Origin of the sequence: Dyadobacter pollutisoli, from assembly GCF_026625565.1 — a bacterium.
In the GTDB taxonomy this organism is placed as follows: domain Bacteria; phylum Bacteroidota; class Bacteroidia; order Cytophagales; family Spirosomataceae; genus Dyadobacter; species Dyadobacter pollutisoli.
Window position 1 is genome coordinate 4,921,192 of the sequence record NZ_CP112998.1, and the last position, 22,604, is coordinate 4,943,795.

Annotated in this window: 23 protein-coding genes; 9 read left to right on the forward strand and 14 right to left on the reverse strand. The window is 44.5% G+C overall.

The window, feature by feature from the left end:
* Positions 1-19: 19 nt before the first annotated feature.
* The 4 genes from ON006_RS20045 to ON006_RS20060 are packed head-to-tail and all read right to left on the reverse strand — an operon-like array spanning position 20 to position 3,959.
* On the reverse strand, positions 20-604 hold the full coding sequence (locus tag ON006_RS20045; RefSeq protein ID WP_310590200.1) for a Uma2 family endonuclease: 585 nt from the start codon (positions 602-604) through the stop codon (positions 20-22).
* Positions 605-647: 43 nt separating this feature from the next.
* Positions 648-1,412, reverse strand: coding sequence for an exodeoxyribonuclease III (locus tag ON006_RS20050; protein WP_244821155.1), 765 nt, complete (start codon positions 1,410-1,412; stop codon positions 648-650).
* 23 nt (positions 1,413-1,435) lie between these two features.
* The gene (locus ON006_RS20055) at positions 1,436-3,268 is read right to left on the reverse strand and encodes a glycosyltransferase family protein (protein ID WP_244821156.1); all 1,833 of its coding nucleotides are present in this window, start codon (positions 3,266-3,268) and stop codon (positions 1,436-1,438) included.
* Positions 3,269-3,326: 58 nt separating this feature from the next.
* Positions 3,327-3,959 (reverse strand): hypothetical protein, encoded by a 633-nt coding sequence (locus ON006_RS20060; RefSeq protein ID WP_244821157.1) that lies wholly within the window; start codon positions 3,957-3,959, stop codon positions 3,327-3,329.
* A gap of 145 nt (positions 3,960-4,104) precedes the next feature.
* Between ON006_RS20060 and ON006_RS20065 the strand changes: the two genes are divergently transcribed.
* A complete protein-coding gene (locus ON006_RS20065) occupies positions 4,105-4,611 on the forward strand; it encodes a DUF4494 domain-containing protein (RefSeq protein ID WP_244821158.1) in 507 nt (168 codons plus the stop codon).
* A 45-nt stretch (positions 4,612-4,656) separates the two neighbouring features.
* On the opposite strand, the gene ON006_RS20070 is transcribed toward ON006_RS20065, so the two are convergent.
* Together ON006_RS20070 and ON006_RS20075 are read right to left on the reverse strand one after the other, a co-directional pair.
* Entirely contained in the window at positions 4,657-5,397 is a 741-nt protein-coding gene (locus tag ON006_RS20070; RefSeq protein WP_244821159.1) for a hypothetical protein, read from the reverse strand.
* A 58-nt stretch (positions 5,398-5,455) separates the two neighbouring features.
* Positions 5,456-6,829 carry an OmpA family protein gene (locus ON006_RS20075; RefSeq protein ID WP_244821160.1) on the reverse strand — a complete coding sequence of 458 codons (1,374 nt, stop codon included), beginning with the start codon at positions 6,827-6,829 and terminating at the stop codon, positions 5,456-5,458.
* Positions 6,830-6,982: 153 nt separating this feature from the next.
* Between ON006_RS20075 and ON006_RS20080 the strand changes: the two genes are divergently transcribed.
* A complete protein-coding gene (locus ON006_RS20080) occupies positions 6,983-7,807 on the forward strand; it encodes a UDP-2,3-diacylglucosamine diphosphatase (RefSeq protein WP_244821161.1) in 825 nt (274 codons plus the stop codon).
* Here ON006_RS20080 and ON006_RS20085 read toward each other — a convergent pair.
* From ON006_RS20085 to ON006_RS20100, 4 genes are all read right to left on the reverse strand, one after another.
* On the reverse strand, positions 7,804-8,556 hold the full coding sequence (locus tag ON006_RS20085; RefSeq protein WP_244821162.1) for a carboxypeptidase-like regulatory domain-containing protein: 753 nt from the start codon (positions 8,554-8,556) through the stop codon (positions 7,804-7,806). The genes ON006_RS20080 and ON006_RS20085 overlap by 4 nt on opposite strands.
* Positions 8,557-8,748: 192 nt before the next feature.
* Positions 8,749-9,582, reverse strand: coding sequence for a phosphatidate cytidylyltransferase (locus tag ON006_RS20090; protein ID WP_244821163.1), 834 nt, complete (start codon positions 9,580-9,582; stop codon positions 8,749-8,751).
* Positions 9,554-9,775, reverse strand: coding sequence for a putative signal transducing protein (locus ON006_RS20095; protein WP_244821164.1), 222 nt, complete (start codon positions 9,773-9,775; stop codon positions 9,554-9,556). Before ON006_RS20095 ends, ON006_RS20090 begins: the two co-directional genes overlap by 29 nt.
* 28 nt (positions 9,776-9,803) lie before the next feature.
* The gene (locus ON006_RS20100; protein ID WP_244821165.1) at positions 9,804-10,769 is read right to left on the reverse strand and encodes a CPBP family intramembrane glutamic endopeptidase; all 966 of its coding nucleotides are present in this window, start codon (positions 10,767-10,769) and stop codon (positions 9,804-9,806) included.
* Positions 10,770-10,886: 117 nt separating this feature from the next.
* Between ON006_RS20100 and dusB the strand changes: the two genes are divergently transcribed.
* From dusB to frr, 4 genes are all read left to right on the forward strand, one after another.
* Positions 10,887-11,876 carry a tRNA dihydrouridine synthase DusB gene (gene dusB, locus ON006_RS20105; RefSeq protein WP_244821166.1) on the forward strand — a complete coding sequence of 330 codons (990 nt, stop codon included), beginning with the start codon at positions 10,887-10,889 and terminating at the stop codon, positions 11,874-11,876.
* Complete coding sequence (locus ON006_RS20110; protein WP_244821167.1) at positions 11,870-12,400, forward strand: acyl-CoA carboxylase biotin carboxyl carrier protein subunit; 531 nt, start codon at positions 11,870-11,872, stop codon at positions 12,398-12,400. Before dusB ends, ON006_RS20110 begins: the two co-directional genes overlap by 7 nt.
* 63 nt (positions 12,401-12,463) lie before the next feature.
* Entirely contained in the window at positions 12,464-13,183 is a 720-nt protein-coding gene (gene pyrH, locus ON006_RS20115; RefSeq protein ID WP_244821168.1) for a UMP kinase, read from the forward strand.
* Between the two features lie 28 nt (positions 13,184-13,211).
* Positions 13,212-13,772 carry a ribosome recycling factor gene (frr, locus tag ON006_RS20120; RefSeq protein WP_244821169.1) on the forward strand — a complete coding sequence of 187 codons (561 nt, stop codon included), beginning with the start codon at positions 13,212-13,214 and terminating at the stop codon, positions 13,770-13,772.
* A 73-nt stretch (positions 13,773-13,845) separates the two neighbouring features.
* Here frr and ON006_RS20125 read toward each other — a convergent pair whose 3' ends face one another.
* On the reverse strand, positions 13,846-14,838 hold the full coding sequence (locus ON006_RS20125) for a UDP-glucuronic acid decarboxylase family protein (protein ID WP_244821170.1): 993 nt from the start codon (positions 14,836-14,838) through the stop codon (positions 13,846-13,848).
* A 37-nt stretch (positions 14,839-14,875) separates the two neighbouring features.
* Positions 14,876-16,192 carry a UDP-glucose dehydrogenase family protein gene (locus tag ON006_RS20130; protein ID WP_267609889.1) on the reverse strand — a complete coding sequence of 439 codons (1,317 nt, stop codon included), beginning with the start codon at positions 16,190-16,192 and terminating at the stop codon, positions 14,876-14,878.
* Between the two features lie 212 nt (positions 16,193-16,404).
* Between ON006_RS20130 and ON006_RS20135 the strand changes: the two genes are divergently transcribed.
* The 3 genes from ON006_RS20135 to ON006_RS20145 all read left to right on the forward strand — a co-directional run bounded on the left by ON006_RS20135 (position 16,405) and on the right by ON006_RS20145 (position 19,048).
* Positions 16,405-17,571 carry an acyl-CoA dehydrogenase family protein gene (locus ON006_RS20135; RefSeq protein ID WP_244823654.1) on the forward strand — a complete coding sequence of 389 codons (1,167 nt, stop codon included), beginning with the start codon at positions 16,405-16,407 and terminating at the stop codon, positions 17,569-17,571.
* Between the two features lie 126 nt (positions 17,572-17,697).
* Positions 17,698-18,612: an SPFH domain-containing protein gene (locus ON006_RS20140; RefSeq protein ID WP_244823655.1), complete on the forward strand. Its 915-nt coding sequence runs from the start codon at positions 17,698-17,700 to the stop codon at positions 18,610-18,612.
* A 1-nt stretch (position 18,613) separates the two neighbouring features.
* Positions 18,614-19,048 carry an NfeD family protein gene (locus ON006_RS20145; protein ID WP_244823656.1) on the forward strand — a complete coding sequence of 145 codons (435 nt, stop codon included), beginning with the start codon at positions 18,614-18,616 and terminating at the stop codon, positions 19,046-19,048.
* 145 nt (positions 19,049-19,193) lie between these two features.
* On the opposite strand, the gene pafA (ON006_RS20150) is transcribed toward ON006_RS20145, so the two are convergent.
* Together pafA (ON006_RS20150) and pafA (ON006_RS20155) are read right to left on the reverse strand one after the other, a co-directional pair.
* Complete coding sequence (pafA, locus tag ON006_RS20150) at positions 19,194-20,849, reverse strand: alkaline phosphatase PafA (protein ID WP_267609890.1); 1,656 nt, start codon at positions 20,847-20,849, stop codon at positions 19,194-19,196.
* A 70-nt stretch (positions 20,850-20,919) separates the two neighbouring features.
* Complete coding sequence (gene pafA / locus ON006_RS20155; protein ID WP_244823657.1) at positions 20,920-22,593, reverse strand: alkaline phosphatase PafA; 1,674 nt, start codon at positions 22,591-22,593, stop codon at positions 20,920-20,922.
* Positions 22,594-22,604 lie beyond the last annotated feature (11 nt).

Sequence of the window (22,604 nt, forward strand, 5' to 3'; positions counted from 1 at the left end):
GAAGCGAAAGAATGAGAAATCATTTGATCACCGCTCCAAGATTCAATGTAAAACCAGGAAGTACGCTCTCTCCTGAAAGCATTACCTGTAGAGATTCATGTATAACAACTGACTTATCAGCGTTGTAAACATATACTTTGCTTTCAAATCTGTCGATCAGCCATCCTAGTTGACTACCATTTGCAATGTATTCCAACATTTTGTCCAGCAGATATTTCAGACCATCTGATTTAGAACGAATTTCGATTACAAAATCGGGACAGATCGGTGCAAATCCTTCTTTCTGATCTTGGGAAAGCATATCCCAGCGTTCCTGTCTGACCCAGGACACATCCGGAGAACGAACCGCTCCATTAGGTAATGTAAAGCCAGTAGAAGAGTCGAAAACTTCGCCGAGGCCGTTTTCTTTATTCCAAATTCCGACTTCCATCGAAACTTTCAAATTAAAATTTCCCGTAAAAGATCCTGTTGGAGACATAAGTATAATATTTCCTTGCGAGTCCCTTTCGAACTCTAGTGTGTCGTTCATTTGGCAAAACTGAAAGAATTCCTCCTCACTCATCAGGTCGCCCATCTTCAAAGTTACCGGCATTGGCATATCCATAACTACGCGTTTTTGATCCTTGCTTTTATCAAAAATACAAAATTTACTCTATTTCCAGCCATACCGGACAGTGGTCCGAATGCACGGCATCATTGTATTGCCTGCTGGCCACGATACGGTCTTTAATTGTATTGGACACAGAAATGTAATCGATCCGCCAGCCTTTATTATTAGCCCGCGCCCCAGCCCGGTACGTCCACCACGAATACTCGCGCAGATCAGGGTTTTTATATCGGAAAGCATCAGTATAACCATTCTCAAACCATTTCGACATCCACGCCCTTTCCTCAGGTAAAAAACCCGATGACTTCTTGTTGCGTACCGGATCATGAATGTCAATTTCAGTGTGGGCAATGTTGTAGTCACCGCAAATGATCAGGTTCGGTCGCTCTTTGCGGAGCTCGTCTACCCAATCATAAAAGTCGGCCAGGAAAGTCATTTTTACAGACTGGCGGATCTCTCCGCTGGTACCGGACGGGAAATAGCAATTCAGTAAGGTAATGTCGCCAAAATCCGCTCTCAGGACTCTGCCTTCCGTATCATATGCCGGAATAGAGCAACCCGCAATCACCTGATCAGGCTTAATCTTCGAAAAAATGGCGACACCGCTGTACCCCTTTTTGACAGCCGCGTGCCAGCCGATGAGTTCATAACCCAATGCTTCGAAGCCGGAAAGATCGACTACGTCGGGTGTGGCCTTTACTTCCTGAAAACACAGAATGTCGACAGACTTTGAGCTGAGCCATTCCAATAATCCGTTTTTTAATGCTGCCCGGATTCCGTTCAGATTGTAAGTGAGTATTTGCATAAATGATGACGGTAGGGTTTCTCCTAGTAAAATAAAACCTGCTTGCCGGTGGATAATGACTGCCATTTTCCTGGCTGCTGTGGATCGGGCGACATGATCCAGGCGTCATATTTACCGGCGGGCAACTTTGTTTTATAAAGCGAGTACTGATAATTGTTACTATAATAAGTGGCTGTCTTCAAAAAATTCTGGGGCGAGTTTGCTACCGGCACAGCTGGCAGTACAATCGTATATTGTTTCGAAGCCAGCACAAAATAAGAAGGCTCAAAATTCTCGTCCTCGGGAGTTACTTGAAATTTGAAGTACTTGGCTGGAAGATTGTTTTCTCCATTGCGATACTGAAATTTTGCATCAAATTCACCCTTAAATGGTTCGCCCGGTTTACCCGTTTCCGCAATCAGCTTTTGGTGATCAGGGATTGAATAATTCTGATAAAAATCACTCAGCCCGGTCCGTTCCAGGTTTTTGATCAGGTCACGCATTCGGGTCGGGTGGTTCCAAAACGGGATGTCGCTAAATTTTTCTCCTACTGTTAAGAAGGTCTTGTAGTTGTTCCAATAATAACTGTCTATTGCGAGCTCGTCGTGTAGTTTCCTGATTTGAAAAATAGATAAATAATAGCTGACAAAATTCAGGCTCAGAAAAGCAAGCATGCCGATACCCGCAACAATTCTTTTCAAACTCTTAAAATCTTTCACCAAGATGACCAAACAAACATAGGTAGTCGCCAATAACGCGACTCCGAATGTCATGTAACGTCTGGAAAACACATTTCCTCCGTACATCAGGTAGTTGTTGATCGGCCTGCTGATCACGAACATAGCTCCCGTTCCCATCGCAAACATCAATGCACCCCACAAGAACCAGTCGCTCCATACCAGTTTCTTTTTGACCAAAATCCTGAATACCCAGCCGGCAAAAAGCAACCCCATTCCCGCGCCGAGTATCACACACCAGATCAGGTCGCGGTAAAAGCTTGAAACGAGTGGATGCCTGACGTCGAGATACAGTGCATTCCCCCAAAAACCGAAAACAGATATCAGATTAAAAATAGGATGTACCCACACTTTTTCACCGGGTGAGGACACAAACTCATAGTCGAAAAGAAAGTAAAAAAGAATGATAGCCACCATGGCGATCACCCACCAAAGCAGCAGCCTGAACCGTTTTTGGAACAATAATATGACCACTCCAATAATGAGGGTAAGTAAGCCGCTACCGCTCGTAAATGTGGTAAACAAAGCCGCAATCAGCCCCAAGTACCAGCCTTTCTGGTCTCCTCTACCCAGTCCGTACGCCGATAAAAAGGCAAAGAATATCAGTGGTGTATTTTGCAAAGCCGCTATTCCCCAATACGCATTTTCGAAGTAAATGAGGTTGAACAGCATGTAGGGTACCGGGATAAAATAGTACCACGAAATGTTCTCTTTTTTGAACGAAAGAAACAGTAGGTATAGAATTCCTAAGAGAAACAGGTTACCCAGGAAAATCTGGACTTTAATGTTCACTGTTCCTGTGAAGAATATCATCAGCAACATTACGATCCTTTCGAAAGCAAATCGGTGCTGATTAACCTGTTCAAAAAGACTCTTGACCACGCTCAGAAAGTCGGGAGCGTGCTGCAAGTCGTAAATGGTTTCAAGGAGATTGAAGTCGTCGGTAAGCGGAATATTGAGTACGTAAGCGTCAAGAAGCAGATAAAAATAGACTATCGGAACGATGATCAGCGCAAGTCCCGACCACTTCCTGACTACCTCCAAATTTTTGAAGAAAAAAGTGGCGCCAAAAAGCAGAAGCAGGACGACTACCAGCCCGAAATATTCAAGTAAATGAGGGTTTTCTAAAAATATCTTCAAAATAGCGCGTTGTACTTGTTATCAATGTAGGGGTGTCGGGAGCTCAACGTGAGCCCGGTCAGCGTGACCCGGAAATCATTTGGCTTGTTATTTCTTTTTCGAATGTAATGTAGCCAGGGTAGTTAATTTGCTTTCCGGCCACGTCGAGCGTTGGTCTGACTTTAACTGTAAATTTCGTTGGCTTTGCATCTGACCGGCCTGTTAACGACAAAATCATATTCACAAACTGATCGCGCGTGTTGTTGTCGTTGAGCAGCTGGTATGCATTTGCTTTCAGTCTTACCGGCACGCGTGTACTTCCGGTTCCGGGTAAAACTTCGATCAACTGGCTCAGATATCCATTAAAAATTTCACTGTCCGAGAGTAACACTTTATATTCCAACTGGTTGATAGCCGCGCGTTTTTTGGTCGGGTTGGTAATGTCGACATTTACTCGCAAATCGAGCGGTACATTTTTCCGCAAAAGCCCCATCGCCAATCCCGGGTACCTGGCTAAATCGAGGTCGCCGAAACCTCTGATATTTTTGAATTCTCTTACGTCAATTCCGGCGAGGTAAACGCTGTCGACGGAAGCAATATCATATTTGCAATCTCCGAAAGTTTTAGCTTCCGAAACCTGGCGGCCTACTCCACAGCCTGCTAAAACGCCCATTACCAGGAAGATTGCAACAAAACAAATGTTCTTTTTCATTCTAAAATGTATTTTTCGCAAGTTAAACAGTAGGTATCAGAACGCATACACGGATCGGGGATTATTACTTTAAGGTTTTATTTTTTTGCAAGCATTCACCCAAGCTTCTACATTTGCAGACTTTATTAAACAACCAATAAAAATTATGGCGAGCTGGTATTTAGGAAAAATTCGGTATCAAAAGGAGGATGAAGCAGGAAGCCTGAAAACAATCAATGAAGTGTATCTCGTGGACGCAGTTTCATACACTGAATCCGAGGCAAGATTATACAAACAGATCGTGACCGGCGCCAGCGATTTCAGCGTGAGCAGTATCACAAAGTTTCGCCTGGCGGACCTGTTCGCGTATGAAGAGGGAGAGCAATGGTTTAAAGCGAAGGTGATCTATTTTTCAGTAGACGAAAAAAGTGGAAAAGAGAAGAAGATCGTGAATTACATGCTGGTAAATGCCGAGGGTATCCAACAGGCGCTGGACCGGATCAATGAGAGCATGCGCAATTTCCTGATCCCTTACGAAACCACTGATATTACACTTACACCTATCCTGGATGTGTTCCCATATACAGCCGAGGAGGAAGAACCAGCCATACCGGCAAACATGCGACCATTGTCGGAAGTAATGACCGAACGTTCAGAAGCTGAAAGTGCTTAAATGAAACATAGGGCAGCATCATTTTAATGCTGCTCCATGTTTTTATCAATCGTTGACTTTTATTTTCTGATATCCTTTTGTGATGGCAGTGAATGGATCACGGCCAAAGCTGGTCAGCTTCAAAACAGCGTCTTTTGCATTCAATTCTGTGATCAGCTCATTGGAAGGAAGCAGGTACATGTAGTCAAATGAGACTGGCAGGCTCACGGTACCTTCTACAAATTCAATTCCATAAAGCGCATAAACGCTAAATGGAGTTTTGGCAAGCCACAGTTTATCCTTGGTTTCAGAAGTAGCGTAGCTAAGGTCGTACTCGGCACTTTCCAACTCAAAATCCTGTCGTTTGTTTCCGGTTGGGACACAGTAAGTAATAAAATCCTCTTTTTGCTGTGTTTTCGTTTCAGCATCAGGCTTGAATTCCTTCACCAGTTCGGTAACCTTTATTTTCTTCCCTTTATCATCAACTCCGCAATAAATGTACTTGCCGTCGGGAAACCCTATAATAAAATCATACGTATTCCCTTTTGGACCAAAACTGCTTTCCTTCCTGAAACACATGGCACCGGTCACCGGATCCACGTGGATTTTCAATGTTCCTTTTGTCTTATCAGCCTTGTTTTCATAGTCAAAAACAAGAGAATGGCTGAAATAATACTGACCAATTGCAGGTTTCCATTGAACAGTACGTTGCTTGTCCACAGCAATTTTTTTCACGCCTTGCGCGCCAGCCCAGGTTGCAGGAAGCAACATGGTAAGCACTATCACTAAATTCAGGTAACTTCTCATCTTCATCGGTTTTAATGGCCGCAATCTAGAAAGAGACACCTTAAAAACCATATTTGAATTACATTTTAACAAATTCAACACGTCTGTTATTTGCCTTTCCTTCTGCCGTTGTATTCGCCGACGCGGGCTCGCTTTCACCCTTTCCGTCTGTTTCCAATCTGGCACTTTCTATTCCAAAATCTCTCGCCAATGCTGCTTTAACCGCCTCTGAACGCTTTTTGGATAAAGATAAATTGCCTGCATCCTCACCGTCAGAATCAGTATGACCAATGATTTTGACCTTAATACCTGCATTTTCAGTGAGTACATTCGCTATTTCTTTCAGCACACCAAAAGACTCGGGTTTGATTGTGGCTGAATTGACATCAAACAAAATACCCGTTGTCGAAAACTTCCCTTCGGTGATCAATTTGCTACGGGTATCGGGTGCACCTACAGCCAGTCTCAAATTACTGATAAAGTAACGGTCTGAGCCCTCGTAACCGTGAGTTGAAAAGCCAATGAAGTTATACTTTCTCTCCGTATTAAACGCCCGGGGCAAATCCCAGACCTTGAAATCGTCCACATACAACCTGAATCGTGCTTTCTGCCTCCAAATGGACACTTTTACTACATTATGTTCGGGTGTGTGAAATGCAGGAAAGCTCTTGTCATTTTTCATCAGCGACGCACCTGGTTCGTCTGTAAAAACATTAAAAAACGACATTCCTTCTGTTCCGCCTGCATTATAGGGATGAAGACCGATCTCCATTCCATTGGCCTTATCACCGTCGTACCATTTCCATTTTGTGAAATCTTTGGAAGCATTCGCAACTTCGGCAATGATGGTTCTCAGAAATCCCGTGTAAAAACTGAATTCAGAAGTAGTTGCTAAATTGAATTCTAATGTAAAATTCTCCGGCAAACCACTTACAAACTCCGGATAAAACACGCCTTCGGGGCCCAGCATCAACCATTTCCCTTCCGTTCCTTCGATACTCACCACCTCGCCAGCCGAATTGGTATTCCATTTCGCCGGAAAGTCTCCCACAGCATCTTGTGAAAAATCTTCGACCGCCACGATCTTTTCCCCGGGTATAAAATCGAATTTGCTGTAAGATTTCAACGTCGCTTTTTCTGGTTTGGCTGCAACCGTCTCATTTCCCGACGACGCTGCCTGGTCATTCTCCGACCCTGTTTTACCCGGTTCCTTTGTAGCTGTACCGTTATTTGCTTCGTCCTTTTTTTCTTTCTTTTTGAAAAGATTACCAATCCCCTGTTCAAGAGAATCAAAGCCTTTGTCAACCGCCTGATCCACCTTTCTGTTGGCCCTGTACTCTGCCTGCCTTTCCACTACCCTACCCGGATCATTGATACGAATCTGGGCAAATGTAATGACTGAAAAAGTCGTCAATAAAAATGTAATGCATACTTTTTTCTGTAAATTTTTCATATCCGGTGTGTTTAATAGATGACCACATTGACGTCACAAATCTATATAATAAACTGACCAATAAAAGGTTAGAGCGCACCACATGATGATGTGATATTAACGAAAATCATTTAACAGGAACATTGTAAATTGCAGCCCAATTGCAGCAATTCCATGAATCCCCAATTCGAGCAAAAATCCATTAACCTGCGGCCTGGAAGGCGTGTATATTTTTCATCTGATTACCACCTCGGCGTGCCTTCCCTGCCCAAGAGCCGGGAACGGGAAAAGTTGATCGTGCGCTGGCTGGAATCCATTCAGCACGACGCCCAAACCATTTTCCTGGTCGGCGATATTTTTGATTTCTGGTTTGAATACAAGAAGGCTGTACCCCGCGGTTTCGTACGGCTGTTGGGAAAACTGGCGGAACTATCGGACAAAGGAATTGAACTGATCATTTTCACAGGAAATCACGACATGTGGATGTCCGGCTACCTGACTGACGAAATTGGGGCGGCTATTTACCGAAATCCGGTGAATTTTACATTCAATACTAATGGGGGATCAAAAACAATTCTGATCGGTCACGGCGACGGCCTTGGTCCAGGCGACAATACTTACAAGTTTCTGAAAAAAGTCTTTGAAAATAAATTTTTCCAAACCATTTTCCGGATTGTCCACCCCGATGTGGGCATGTGGATCGCAATGGAATGGTCGAAAAGAAGCAGGATTGCTAATGTCAATAAAGGCGAAGAGCGTTTTCTGGGAGAAGATAATGAATGGCTATTCCAGTATTGCCGCGAAATTGAGGCGCAGCAGCATCACGATTATTACATCTTTGGACACCGGCACCTGGTGCTGAATATGGAAGTCAACGCCAATTCCAGGTACATTAACCTCGGAGAATGGGTAAGTCAGCAGCATTATGCTGTGTTTGACGGAGAAACAGTACAATTATTGAAATTTGCCGCTATACAAGAGGATCAGCAAAACGGTTAGTTACCGCCGTTTTTCTTGGTATCGTTATCCACCGGCACAGGTGCTAAGAAGTCCTGCTTGGTGATGTTTTCCCGGGGAGCGGCATTCAGCTCTTTCCGCCAGTCCTTTTGTTTCAAATCACCATTTTTCACCGATTTGATAAACTTAGCCCATGCAAACGGGTTCAGGAATGGAAAGGTAGTAGCAAAACCTTTGTTTGCCGCGGACTCCCGGCCAAAAAGTAGCTGGTCCATGGAATACCGGTAATTCGTCTGTGCATTGTTGGGCACCTGCGCTGCCATTCTGTTGATATAGTCAGGATCGGTACTTTTTGCCAATGCGTCACGATCCGCCTGATCAGGCAATTTTAAAGCTAAGAATGCTCTCTTAAACTCTTCCTCGGTCGAATATGGATAAATGGTAACACCGGAAAGAGTTACTACATCCTCCCTCAAAGCCACAATCGCAGAATAAATGTCCGCATTGTAGTTTCTTGGCACAATGTGATATTGCTTTTTAAACCCAACGTAGCTGAACACGATACTATCGCCGGGAAATACCGGGATCGTAAATGACCCATCGCCTTTCGCCAATGTTCCCCTACCTGCATTCACAATGAAAATAGTGGCACCAGGGAGCCTCTCGGTCGTTTTCCCACCGACTACAACCCCGGAAAATATAATTGCCTTCTGTTCACCCTGAGCATATAAATCCCGGACACCCAATATTCCCGCAAGTGCTAAGAAAAAAATTAAAAAACTCCGTTTCATTCGTTCCAGATTATGCTTCAAGACCCTTATCAATTTTCAATCCGGCCTGCGAAGATTAAGTTTAGCAAGATTATTAATACCTATTTACCTTTCAATACATTCATTGAGAGCAACATATAAAAATCTGTTCCCAAATTACAAACGACCCACGGACCCGGGCATTGCCTGTACTTTACTATAAAGCTGTTTACGTCAGGAAAATAACTTTAAAAACGTAACTATAAATGGCGCCGACAGTAGCAACCCATCAAAACGGTCCAAAAAACCACCGTGGCCAGGGATGCTGCTTCCAGAGTCTTTTATGGCAATACTGCGTTTAAATAAAGATTCAACGAGGTCGCCATAAGTTCCTACCACCACAATGATCGCTCCGATGCAATACCATTTCCACGGTTCGAAGGTACGGAAATAATACCCCAGGGCAAACGCAATGACTGCTGCAAAAACCGCGCTACCCATCGCTCCCTCCCAGGATTTCTTTGGTGAAATGCGTTCAAACAGCTTCCTTTTGCCAAATTTTGTCCCGGCAAAGTAACCGCCGATGTCCGAAGCCCACAGTAATAAAAGACTTCCGAGGACGATTTCATAATTATATTTCCCGCCACGCATCGCCATTACGATGATCAATGCAAATGGTAAGGCCACGTAGATAATCCCCAAAAAAGTAAACCCGATATTGGTAAAAGGCTTCAGATCATTCTTCTTATACAGCTTGATGAAGAAGATCATGGACAGCAAAGGACTGATAATGAAATAGTTTTCGAATGCCACGATCTCTTGTTCTATCAGATACGCAAGTAACATCATTACTGTGCCACAAAAGGTACCATAATATGTTAAAGGCTGGTTTCCGTCCAATCCGAGCAATTTATAAAACTCCAATTGGGTCAGCGAGCTGATCGCGCAGAAAAGCAGTAGAAATGTCCAGTCACTGTAAAGGATACAACTAATGATGACGAATACTCCGGCAAGCCCGGTGATAGTCCGTTGCTGTAGGTTATTCAGATTGTTTAAGCGCTTCTTCATTAGTTAGTATTGTTTGGGCCTGAGACAGGTCGCTTGCGGGCACATGGACTTCACACATTCCAAAAATCGGGTAGCTGCTGTCCTGTTTATTCACAATTACAGCTGCAATTCCGTTTTGTTCCAATATTTCCCGCGCTATTTCGGCGCGGATCATTTGCCCGCTCTGATACGCTTTGGCCCAATTCTCGTCCATTCCTATTTTTCTTTGATTATTATTAAAATTAATGTTCCGTCCTTACTTGCACTTTCCGTGTGGAGCCGGCCTGCCATATTGATCTCAAAATCCCAATTGTAAGGAATAATGATGATATAATCAGTATTCCCGGCAGTGTTTTCGTTTCTTCAATGTTGGTTTTCACGACACCAATGTTGTGGAGGTACATCATCACGAGGACAAATCCATTATTGACAAAATGTGCCAGCACCGAAACCCACAAATTACCTGTCCAATAATACAGGTACCCAAACAAGGCACCCAGCATCATTCTCGGAATAAAACCGTAGAATTGAAAATGTATCGCACTAAAAATAGCGGCCGATACCCAGATCGCCAGATGTATCTTGCCCCAATGCTGCGATAATTTGGTTTGAATGATCCCTCTGAAAAGAACCTCTTCACCCAATGCAGGCAGCAATGTAACCACAAATAACGCAATCAGTAGTTGTGAAAACTGTGTATAGCCAGTCAGAAACTCGGTCATAACCGACAGCTGGTCCTCTTTCTCCCGCATCCACATTTCAAGTCCCGACAACGCCTCAGGCAGTTTCATTGCGGCATTCCATTCAATGAATTTACTATTGACCGGGATAAATATCAGAACCAGAAAAATAGCTTCAATCCACACTCTCAGCGGCTGCTTTTGGTCCGAACTAAAATGACTTATGTTGCTTCTTTCGATGTAAAACCAGTATAGAAGCGAAGGTAACAGGTACGAGAAGAAATGGACAGTCCCTTGGAGGATCATCAGTGCGTACCAGCCGTTCGGCACTTTGTCTGGGTCAGAAATGAGCAGGTTTAGCATACCTGAAACACTGTCGGCGTCGGAGGAAGTAAAAATCGCGAGGATCATTACAGCCAAAATATTACCCACAGCCATTCCAATGAGCACAAAGCCAATCAATACTAATAAGCTGCCCCATGTGCCAGGTACTCGGGAATCCACCAGATTCGGGTTACTATTTTGCATAATTGGTGTAAATTTACAGTTTATTATCAATTTAAAAATACGGAGTTAACAAGTAAAACATGACCGCCGGGGTTAAAACCTGCATTAAATTGACTTGAAAGCTTCTCTGCATTTGAAATGGTTAAGATTGGAAATATAGAACTGGGAGATTTTCCGTTGCTGCTGGCACCAATGGAAGACGTGAGCGATCCGCCTTTCCGCGCTGTTTGTAAAGAAAACGGTGCAGACCTGATGTATACCGAATTTGTTTCTTCCGAAGGATTGATCCGGGACGCAGCGAAAAGCGTCCAAAAACTGGATATTTTTGAATATGAAAGACCTGTCGGGATACAGCTCTTTGGAAGCGACGTGGAGACGATGGGTTCCTGCGCGGAGATCGCGTCACGCGTTAATCCCGACCTTATAGATATCAATTATGGCTGTCCTGTGAAAAATGTAGCTTGCCGTGGTGCAGGTGCCGCATTGTTGCAGGATGTCCCCAAAATGGTAAGGATGACGGAGGCGGTTATCAAATCCACCCACTTGCCGGTGACCGTTAAGACACGTCTTGGCTGGGACGAGAGTACTAAAAACGTACAGGAAGTTGCGGAACGGTTGCAGGACATTGGCATTAAGGCGCTTTCTGTTCATGGCCGTACTCGTGTTCAGATGTACAAAGGTGATGCAGACTGGTCCCTGATCGCCAAAATCAAAGAAAATCCCAGGATCACCATTCCTATTTTTGGCAATGGCGATGTGGACACACCGGAAAAAGCATTGGAATACAAAAACAGGTTTGGCGTGGACGGCATCATGATCGGCCGCGCCACGATCGGTAATCCGTGGATATTCAATGAGATCAAGCATTTTATGAAAACCGGCGAAAGGCTCGCGCCTCCTACCATGGAGCAGCGCGTGGATGTTTGCAGGAGGCACCTTGAATTCTCGATCCGCTGGAAAGGGCCGGTTGCCGGTGTTTTTGAAATGCGCAGACATTATACCAATTATTTCAAGGGGTTAGACCATTTCAAACCATACAGAATGCGATTGGTGGAAGCCATGACATTTGAGGATTTGAATTTTATTCTTAAAGAAATCACCAACGATTATAGTGAAGCTGTATGCTAAAAATAGCTGTTGCAGATTCTGCCGATTCTGTTGAAACTTCGGGAGCCAAAGACACTTTTGATATTCATCAGAAAAAAGAAGAATGGTTCATTGGCGAGGATCTGTTTGACGGCGATGTGGTAGCCATTGGTCAAAACCGGTTTCACATTATCTGGAAAAACAAATCCTATAATGTAGAAGTTATCGATCAGAATACCGCTGAAAAAACGGCCCACTTGCTCATTAATGGACAGCATTACCATACCAAATCGAAGGATCGCCTTGATCTTTTGCTGGAAGGAATGGGGCTACATAATAGTGCAACCCACAAGCTGAACAACATTAAAGCACCTATGCCGGGATTGATCCAGTCGGTAGCCGTTTCGGAAGGCGACATGATCAATAAAGGGGATACATTACTTGTGCTCGTGGCCATGAAAATGGAAAACGTGATCAAGTCGTCGGGAAGCGGTGTTGTGAAATCATTAAAGGTATCATCCGGTGAAATTGTTGAAAAAAATCAGGTATTGCTGGAGTTTCAATAAATTACTTGTTAATCTGAGCTTCCTACGCTTATTTTTACGGTCGAAAACACCTACATCACCATCATGCCGGAACCAAAATATAAACGTTTACTACTTAAACTGAGCGGAGAAGCGCTTAACGGAGGCGACAAAGGTCAGGTTATTGACTTTAACATCCTTGATAATTACGCCAGAGAAATCAAAAGAATTTCGGATGTAGGCGTTCAGATTGCAATAGTTATTGGAGGAGGAAATATTTTCAGAGGCGCATCAGTTGAAAAATCCGGTATCGATCGCGTTCAAGGCGACCATATGGGAATGCTTGCTACTGTAATCAACGGTATGGCGATCCAGAGCTCCCTCGAAAAACACGGAATGAACACCCGATTGATGTCTGCCATTAAAATGGAGCAGGTTTGCGAACCATTGATCCGTCGCAGGGCAATCCGTCATCTTGAAAAAGGACGTGTGGTTATTTTCGGTGCGGGAACTGGTAACCCTTATTTTACAACAGATACTACTGCCGGATTACGGGCGATTGAATCAGAATCCGAGGTGGTTTTAAAAGGTACACGTGTCGACGGAGTTTATACGGCCGACCCTGAAAAAGACCCGCTGGCAGTAAAATATTCTCAACTTACATTTGATGAAGCATTGTCCAAGAACCTTAAAATCATGGACCTTACCGCATTCACACTTTGCAAGGAAAATAATGTCCCGATTATCGTTTTCGATATGAATAAGGCGGGCAACCTTTATGATCTCGTAATGGGAGAAGAAGTGGGAACGCTGATATCGAATTAGTAGCAATACAATATCTTATTTTAAAACAATGGAAGAAATAGAATTATATCTGGAAGACGCCAAAGACACCATGGAAGGCGCAATCAAACACCTTATCATTGAATTAGGTAAAATCCGCGCCGGAAAAGCATCGCCGCAGATGCTGGAAGGTCTTCAGATCGATTACTACGGATCAATGACCCCTTTGCAAAATGTGGCTACAATTAACACGCCCGATGCAAGGACCATTGCTGTCAAACCCTTTGAAAGAAAAATAATCAATGATATTGAAAAGGCGATCCGTAACGGCAATCTGGGCTTTTCGCCATCGAATGACGGTGAAATGATCCGGATATCGGTTCCGCCACTGAATGAAGAACGCAGGAAAGAGCTGGCTAAACGTGCTAAAAACGAAATCGAAACGGCGAAGATCAACATTCGCAACATTCGTCAGGATGCGAACAATTCGCTCCGTAAACTGACCAAGGAAGGTGTTGCAGAGGATTTGGTAAAAATAAGCGAAGATCGTGTTCAAAAATTGACCGACGGCTTTATTTCGAAAGTAGAACAAATATATTCTGCCAAAGAAAAAGAGATTATGGAAGTTTAGAATTTCCGGTTTTCTTATAAATAGAACAGCCCGCAAATTGAAATTTGCGGGCTGTTCTATTTATAAATCTCTATTACTTGTTATCACTGAATCCTTCAAAACCTCTGTGATTAGACTCTTCATACAGCCTTTCGGTAGGCAAGCTACGGAAGTAGTCATAAGTGATTTTTAAGCCTTCCTGACGTGAAACCTTTGGTTCCCAGCCCAGGATTTCCTTGGCTTTTGTAATGTCAGGCTGGCGTTGTTTCGGATCATCCTGCGGAAGAGGCTTGTAAATAACCTTCTGATCTGTTCCCGTCAGTTTGATAATTTCTTCAGCAAACTCTCCGATTGTAATTTCAGAAGGATTACCAATGTTGACAGGCAATTCGTAATCGCTCATCAAAAGGCGGTAAATACCTTCTACCAGATCGTCCACATAGCAGAATGCACGCGTCTGCGATCCATCACCGAAAACGGTAATATCTTCACCGCGCAATGCCTGTCCGATGAATGCAGGGAGTACACGTCCGTCATTGAGGCGCATTCTCGGTCCGTAGGTGTTAAAGATCCTTACTATTCTTGTTTCCAGGTTATGGTAGCGATGATATGCCATTGTGATCGCTTCCTGGTAACGTTTCGCTTCATCGTAGCAACCTCTCGGTCCGATCGGGTTCACGTGTCCCCAATAGTCTTCCGTTTGCGGATGAACGAGCGGGTCACCATAAACTTCCGAAGTGGAAGCGATGATGAAACGTGCATTTTTTACGCGTGCAAGACCAAGCAGGTTGTGTGTTCCCATGGCACCTACTTTGAGCGTCTGAATTGGAATTTTCAGATAATCGATCGGGCTGGCTGGTGAGGCAAAATGCATGATATAATCAAGCTCGCCGGGCACATGCACAAATTTGGTAACATCATGATGATTGAACTCAAAGTTCGGATTGGGCATCAGGTGCTCAATATTGCGCATGTCGCCAGTAATCAGGTTATCCATCCCGATCACATACATGCCTTCTTTTAAAAACCGTTCGCAAAGGTGCGAACCTAAGAACCCCGCTGCTCCGGTAATTAGTACACGTTTCATTAACTATGAGATTGGTTAGACAATATTTTCAATTTTCTCAGGCTGGAATCACTTTTTCCCTACCAATACTGTAATAGGTATAGCCCATTTCCTTCATTTGTTCTAGTTCATACAGGTTTCTTCCGTCAAAAATTACTTTATTTTTGAGCAACTTACCCATTTTCTCAAACTCAGGAGTACGGAACTGAGGCCATTCAGTGAAGATCATCAGGGCGTCAGCATCATCCAAAGCTGCGTAAGGCGTATGGCAGAAAGTAACTTTATCTCCTAATATACCCTTTACATTGTTCATTGCTTCGGGATCGTATACCGTCACTTTTGCACCTGCTTCGAGCAAGAAATTGATATTTTCAAGGGCGGGAGCTTCACGGATATCATCCGTATAAGGTTTGAATGCAAGACCCCACACAGCGATCGTTTTTCCTTTCAGGCTACCTTCGAAGTAAGTTTCAACCATCGGAAGCAGTTTTTTCTTCTGATCATCATTGACATCCATTACTGATTGGAGAATGCGGAAGTCGTAGTTGTAGTCTCTGGAGGTTTTAGCCAAAGCCTGTACGTCTTTTGGGAAACAGCTTCCACCGTATCCGATACCTGCAAAAAGGAACCTTTTACCAATGCGACTGTCCGTTCCGATACCACGACGGATATCGTCCACATTGGCACCTACTTTTTCGCAAAGGTTGGCAATTTCGTTCATGAACGTGATTTTCATCGCCAGAAAAGAGTTCGCCGCATACTTGGTCATTTCTGCGGAGCGCTCATCCATGAATATGACAGGGTTACCCTGTCTCACCAATGGCGCATACAATTTCTCCATTACCTTCTTAGCTTTTTCAGAAGAGGTCCCCACCACAACGCGGTCAGGCTTCATGAAATCTTCGACGGCAACACCTTCCCTCAAAAATTCAGGGTTAGAAACCACGTCAAAATCCACTTTTGCATTTTTCACGATCGCTGCGTGTACTTTTTCAGCAGTACCCACTGGCACTGTACTTTTATCGATAATCACCGCGTATTGATCCAATATGTATCCAAGATCATCGGCTACTTTAAGGATGTACTTCAAATCCGCTGATCCGTCTTCACCGGGAGGCGTTGGCAATGCAAGGAAAATCACCTGTGCATCTTTAATACCTTCGGCAAGATTCGTAGTAAATACCAGACGACCTTCCGCCACGTTACGGTCAAAAAGCACATCAAGCCCGGGTTCGTAGATAGGTATCTCACCCTTTTGAAGACGTTCTATTTTTCTGACATCAATGTCAACACAAGTAACCTGATTGCCGGTTTCGGCAAAGCAAGTACCAGTCACTAATCCAACATAACCTGTTCCTACAACTGCGATTTTCATAAAATGTGATAATTATTATATAGCTGTTACGGTACTTATTTGCTTACAATAGACGAATTGTACTTTACCAAGTCCATGATATTGGGACTGTTGCAAAAGTAATTTTTTTAAACGAATGTTCACCGCCCCCGCACTTATTTGTTCGTTTGCGGTTAGTGAATTTGTCCATTTCTCAGTAACATTGAATAACACAAATATAATCATCAACCATTATGGACATAGCAAAATCAGATTTAACTCAGAGCCAGCGGGAGGAAACCTGCCATCTGATCAAAGAAACGGTGAGGGATTTTGCAGCACACTATATTAGACCCAATATCAGGGAGTGGGACGAAAAACAGCACTTTCCCAAGGAAGTCTTTCACAAGCTTGGTGATCTTGGGTTAATGGGAATGCTTGTACAGGAACGTTTCGGAGGCTCAGGACTTGGTTATAAAGAGTATGTTACTGCCATTATTGAACTCTCAAAAGTGGACCCGTCAGTTGGACTTTCCATGGCTGCGCACAACTCGTTATGTACCAATCACATTTGTATGTTTGGCAATGAAGACCAGAAGCAAACCTATTTACCGGGCTTGGCGTCCGGCCAGATGGTGGGGGCGTGGGGATTGACCGAACCCAATACCGGCTCCGATGCTGGCAATATGCGTACAGTTGCGGTGAGAGACGGGGACGACTGGGTCATTAATGGATCCAAAAATTTCATTACCAATGGAAAAAGCGGCGATGTAACCGTCCTGATCACCAGAACCGGCGAGCCGGGAGATAAACACGGTGCTACTGCATTTATAATAGAGCAGGGAACACCCGGATATACCAGCGGGAGAAAAGAAGATAAACTGGGCATGCGTGCGTCTGAAACCGTTGAACTGTTATTTCAGGATTGCCGAATTCCGGACCGCCAGCGACTTGGAGAAGTAGGCGATGGCTTTATACAATCATTAAAGGTGCTGGATGGAGGAAGAATATCCATCGCTGCCCTTGGAGTAGGCACGGCGCTTGGCGCCTATGAAGCCGCATTGACCTATTCCAAAGAAAGGAAGCAATTTGGCAAAGCGATCTGTGATTTTCAGGCGATCGCGTTCAAACTTGCCGATATGTATACGGATGTACAAGCCTCAACATTACTTACATTTCATGCCGCTGCTTTGAAGGATGCAGGCGAAAAAGTGACCCTGGCGAGCTCTGTGGCCAAATATCACTCATCCGAAACAGCAGTGCGCGTGGCCAACGAAGCCGTTCAGATATTCGGCGGATACGGTTTTGTGAAAGACTATCCGGTGGAGAAATTCTACCGCGACAGCAAGCTTTGTACCATAGGCGAAGGTACCAGCGAGATCCAAAAAGTGGTTATTTCAAAAGAAATATTGAAAGAATAATATCCCCATATAACCATCCATCCTAACGATAAGCCGACGAGCAAGTTTCCGTCTCGTTGATACTAGAAATATAGGAAGCCAGACAGGTTATGGCTATTTTCGCAATAGACCATAACCTGACTTATTATGACGACTCCTCTTTTGGTACTGCTAGTGCTTGTTGTTCTTACTATCCTGATGACCGTAAAGGTCGTTCCCCAGCAAACTGCGTATATCCTGGAACGACTCGGTAAGTTTTATGCCGTACTGCAACCGGGTATCAACTTTATCATTCCTTTTTTTGACAGGATCGCTTACAAATACACACTCAAAGAAACTGCCATCGATATTCCTGAACAGATATGTATCACCCGCGACAATGTGCAGGTACGTATGGATGGCGTGATTTTTATCCAGGTTATTGATCCAAAAAAAGCTGCTTATGGAATTGCAGACTACACTTTTGCCGTAATACAGCTGGCACAAACTACCATGCGTAGCGAAATCGGAAAACTGGATCTTGACAAAACGTTTGAAGAACGTATGACCATTAACCGTGCGGTGGTAGAATCCATTGATGAGGCGGCTATTGGTTGGGGCGTTAAAGTATTACGGTACGAGATTAAAAACATTACCCCGCCTCAGAGCGTGCTCAATGCTATGGAAAAACAAATGCAGGCTGAGCGGGAACGCCGGGCGGTAATTCTGCAATCAGATGGTGAAAAACAGGCTGCAATCAACGTGGCAGAAGGACAAAAACAAAAAGTGGTACTGGAATCGGAGGGTTTGAGATTGAGACAAATTAATGAAGCCGAAGGCGAAGCCGCCGCATTACGGTCTGTTGCCGAGGCAACTGCAGAAAGTATCAAACTGGTTGCCCAGGCAATTCAACTCGATGGTGGAGCGCAGGCAGTTCAATTGAAAGTCGCAGAAAATTATGTAGAACAATTTGGCAAACTAGCCAAGGCAGGAAATACCCTCATATTACCGGCAAACCTGGCCGATATGGGCTCCCTCATCGCCACAGCCTTAACCGTTGTCAAATCAGAACCGAAGAAATAGTATGGATTTGTCTTTGCCGCAAATATGGCTCATCGTGGGACTGATCATGCTTTTGGCAGAATTAGTCAGTGTTTTACTGGTTTTTGTATTCTTTGCAACCGGTGCATTACTTACCTCTCTTCTTACAGCAATAGGCCTGCTGCCCACTACCGAAAGTCAGATCCTGGCCTTTTCGGCTATCTCACTTATCTCTTTATTAATACTAAGAAAACACGCCCGCAGACTGTTGGAACGAAGGAGTAATCCCGAGTACAGCGAATTTGTGGGTGAAACAGCCATGGTGATCAAGGATATTCCTGGCAATGGCGAAGGCAAAATTTATTACCGCGGCGCGGAATGGAAAGCGCTGTCTTCCAGACACACCACGATTTCAGCAGGAAGCAAAGTTGTGATTATGAAGACCGAGGGGATTACGCTGGTAGTTGAGGAATCGTAAATAGTTGTGATTGATACATTATTGAAAGGTTTGGCGTAGTAATCTCCGACCGCCCAACTCGAGACTACGCCAAACTTCAACAAAACTATGCCGAACAATATCAATCAACAATGAACTTGTAATTACCGTTACTATTCAAACATTACTACTTCTTCAAAGCCTCTTCCACAGCATTTCCCACATTACCACTACCCGGCAAAATATGCAGCAATGAAGAAATCGTCGGAGCAATGTCCGAAACCGAAGTACGGCGTAGCGTTTCTCCTTTCTTAATCCCCCAGCCAAACATCACAAAAGGAACCTGGGTATCGTAATTATAAGGTGTTCCGTGAGAGGTACCAGTCGATGTGCCATAGAACCAGCCTGGTTGCGAAAGAACCTGGATATCACCGCTTCTTTTAGCATTGACATTATTCTTGTACAATTCCAGCTGATACGCATTCAACGGTGCTTTTCCCATGTCCGTCAGATCGATAATATCTGCAATTCCCGGCACTTTCAATGCAGCTTCCCGCACTACGCTGGTAACCTCTGCCACTGTGATCCTTTTCTTTTTCAATAGATCGTGACCCAGATAAAGCTGGTTGTTGTCAGTAGCGATCACATATTTATCTTTTCCGAATGCCTCATTCAATGCATTGGTCACAGAATTTGTCAATACTTTTCTGTCCACAAGTCCGGAAGGCAATTTATGCGCAGCAGCGAAACCGGGAACATCCACAACGCCATGATCCGCTGTGAGGAAAACGGTGTATTCACCTTTGCCAACCCAGGTATCCAAAAAGTTAAACAAATCTGCAAATTCGCGGTCCAGGCGCAGAAAGTCGTCCTGCTGCTCAATGGAGTTAGGCCCTACCCTATGCCCGATTTTATCCGTCGAAGAAAAACTGATCGCTAAAAAATCGGTATCCTTACCCTTTCCCAGATTTTCACCTTTGATAGCTTCGATAGCCATTTCCTTGGTGATCGTATTTCCCCATGGCGTGTCAGTCACCACACCGAATGCATCTCCTGCCAAACCAGCCAGTTCGTAAGGAAAAACTGGTTTTTTCGCGCCTGGCAACTTACCTTCCCAAGCCACATCGTCGGGAGAGCTTTGCGTATAGTTGTCAGCAGTTAACAATAAGTCCCAGCCCTTTTTCAGGTATTCCGAGGGCATTTTCTTTGCGTTGTAATCCTTTGCCCATTGTGGCAGGTCGTCCATATAGTAAGTACTGGTCACCCAATTCCCTGTTTTGGAGTCGAACCAGTAGGCTGCGTTTGCTGCATGTCCTGCGGGCAGGATCGATCCCCTGTCTTTAATGGCGATGCCAATGGTTTTGGAGCGAAAATTGGTAGCAATCCGCAGCTGATCGGTAACCGTACTGGTAAGCATGTTACGCGGCGACATTTTACCAACGGTTGGATTATTGCTGCCTACCGTTTTTACCGTGCTATCATCTGCGCAATAGACGCTCTGCTTGGTGATTCTATCAAACCATTCGTTGCCTACGATACCATTGATAGCAGGAATGGAGCCAGTATAAACAGATGCATGTCCCGGACCTGTAACCGTCAATGCATAACCATAATGATTGTTCCGGCAATTGAAACCTTCATTCATCATACGTTTGAAACCACCTTCCGTATACTGATCATAATAACGGTACAGGTAATCATAACGCATTTGATCTACTACAATGCCAACAACAAGTTTCGGACGGGCTAATGTGGTAGATTTGGGGGTAACTTTTTTAGTCTGAGCATTCACTGAAAGAACTGAAACTAGCAAACAACATGTCCAGAGGGGTAATTTTCTCACGGTTTAGGAATTTAAATAAAACAAAAACAGGCAGGAGATCTGTTAATCCTGCCTGGCAAAACAAATGATACTATTTTTTCAAAGCCTCTTCCACAGGATTACCCACATTGGCGCTCGGTGGCAGAATGTGAAGCAATGCAGATATGGTCGGAGCGATGTCCGCGATGGTAGTACGTCGCAAAGTTTCACCTTTATTGATCCCCCAGCCATATAGCAAGAAAGGTACATGGGTATCATAATTATAAGGAGTACCATGGTCGGTACCTGTGCCGTAAGACGCCGCGAACCAGCCTGGCTGCACGATCAGCTGCAGATCCCCGCTCCTTTTTGCATTGATATTATTCTTGTAAAGTTCAAGCTGATAGGTGTTCAGCGGCGCACGGCCAATGTCTGTCAGGTTGATCACATCAGCAACACCTTCAATGGGCAGCAATGCATTACGAAGTACCTGATAAGCGTCGGCAACACTGATCTTTTTCTCTTTCAGCAATTTGTGATTTAAATAAATCTGATAATTTTCAAAAGCGGAAACATACTCACCTTCGCCAAAGGCATCATTCAGCGATTTCACTACTGACCTCGTCAGTGTCGTAGAGTTCATCAGACCAGCCGGAAGTTTATGGTCTTTCCAAAAAGCTGGTACGTCCATAGCACCGTGATCGGCAGTCAGGAATACAGTATAATTTCCATTCCCTACCCAGCCATCCAGAAACCCGAAAAGCTCTGCGAAATCCATATCCAGTTTCAGGTAATTATCCTCCTGCTCCACCGAATTCGGGCCAAATGCGTGACCAATCCTATCCGGCGATGAAAAGCTCACAGCCAGAAAATCGGTGTCGCTTCCTTTGCCCAGGTTTTCACCTTTGATAGCGGCAATAGCCATTTCTTTGGTCAATGTATTTCCCCACGGCGAAGTAGTGAGCGGCATGTAGGCGTCTCCGGCGGTCCCTGTGATGTCATGCGGGAAAACCGGCTTTTTATCAGCGGGCAGCTTGCCTTCCCAGGTCACGTCGTCGGGCGTGCTCTGCGTGTACTGATCGATGGGAAGTAATGTATTCCAGCCTTTGCCCATAAAGGCAGCAGGCATTTTTTTATTGTTATAATCACTTACCCAGGTGGGTAGCGACTGCATATAATAGGTACTCGTTACGAAATTGCCTGTTTTGGAGTCAAACCAGTAAGCACCGTTAGCGGCATGACCGGCAGGAAGAATCGAAGCCCGGTCCTTAATCGCTACACCAACTGTCTTGGACCTGAAATTGGTCGCTACCCTCAGCTGATCGGTTACAGTACTCGCCAGCAGATTGCGCGGCGACATTTTGCCCACAGTCACATTGCTGCTCCCTACGGTGGCCACAGTGCTGTCATCGGTGCAATACACGTTTTTACCAGCAATGCGATCATACCAGTCATTACCAACGATTCCATTCACCGCCGGCAGCGCACCCGTATATACCGCCGAATGTCCGGCCGCAGTTACTGTCAATGCATAGTGATAGTGATTGTTACGGCAGTTGAAACCATCATTCATCAATCTTTTCAGCCCTCCTTCTTTATACTTATCATAATAGCGGTACAAGTAATCATAGCGCATCTGATCTACTACAATGCCCACTACCAGTTTTGGTCGGGCCAGTTTGGAAGGGTTAGAAGCTGCTTTGGGCTTTGTCTGACCATAAATTGAGGGGCTCAGGATCAATGCGGCCAGCAAAAATTTTATGACCAGGTTGGGTATCAATTTCATTTGTGAAGCTA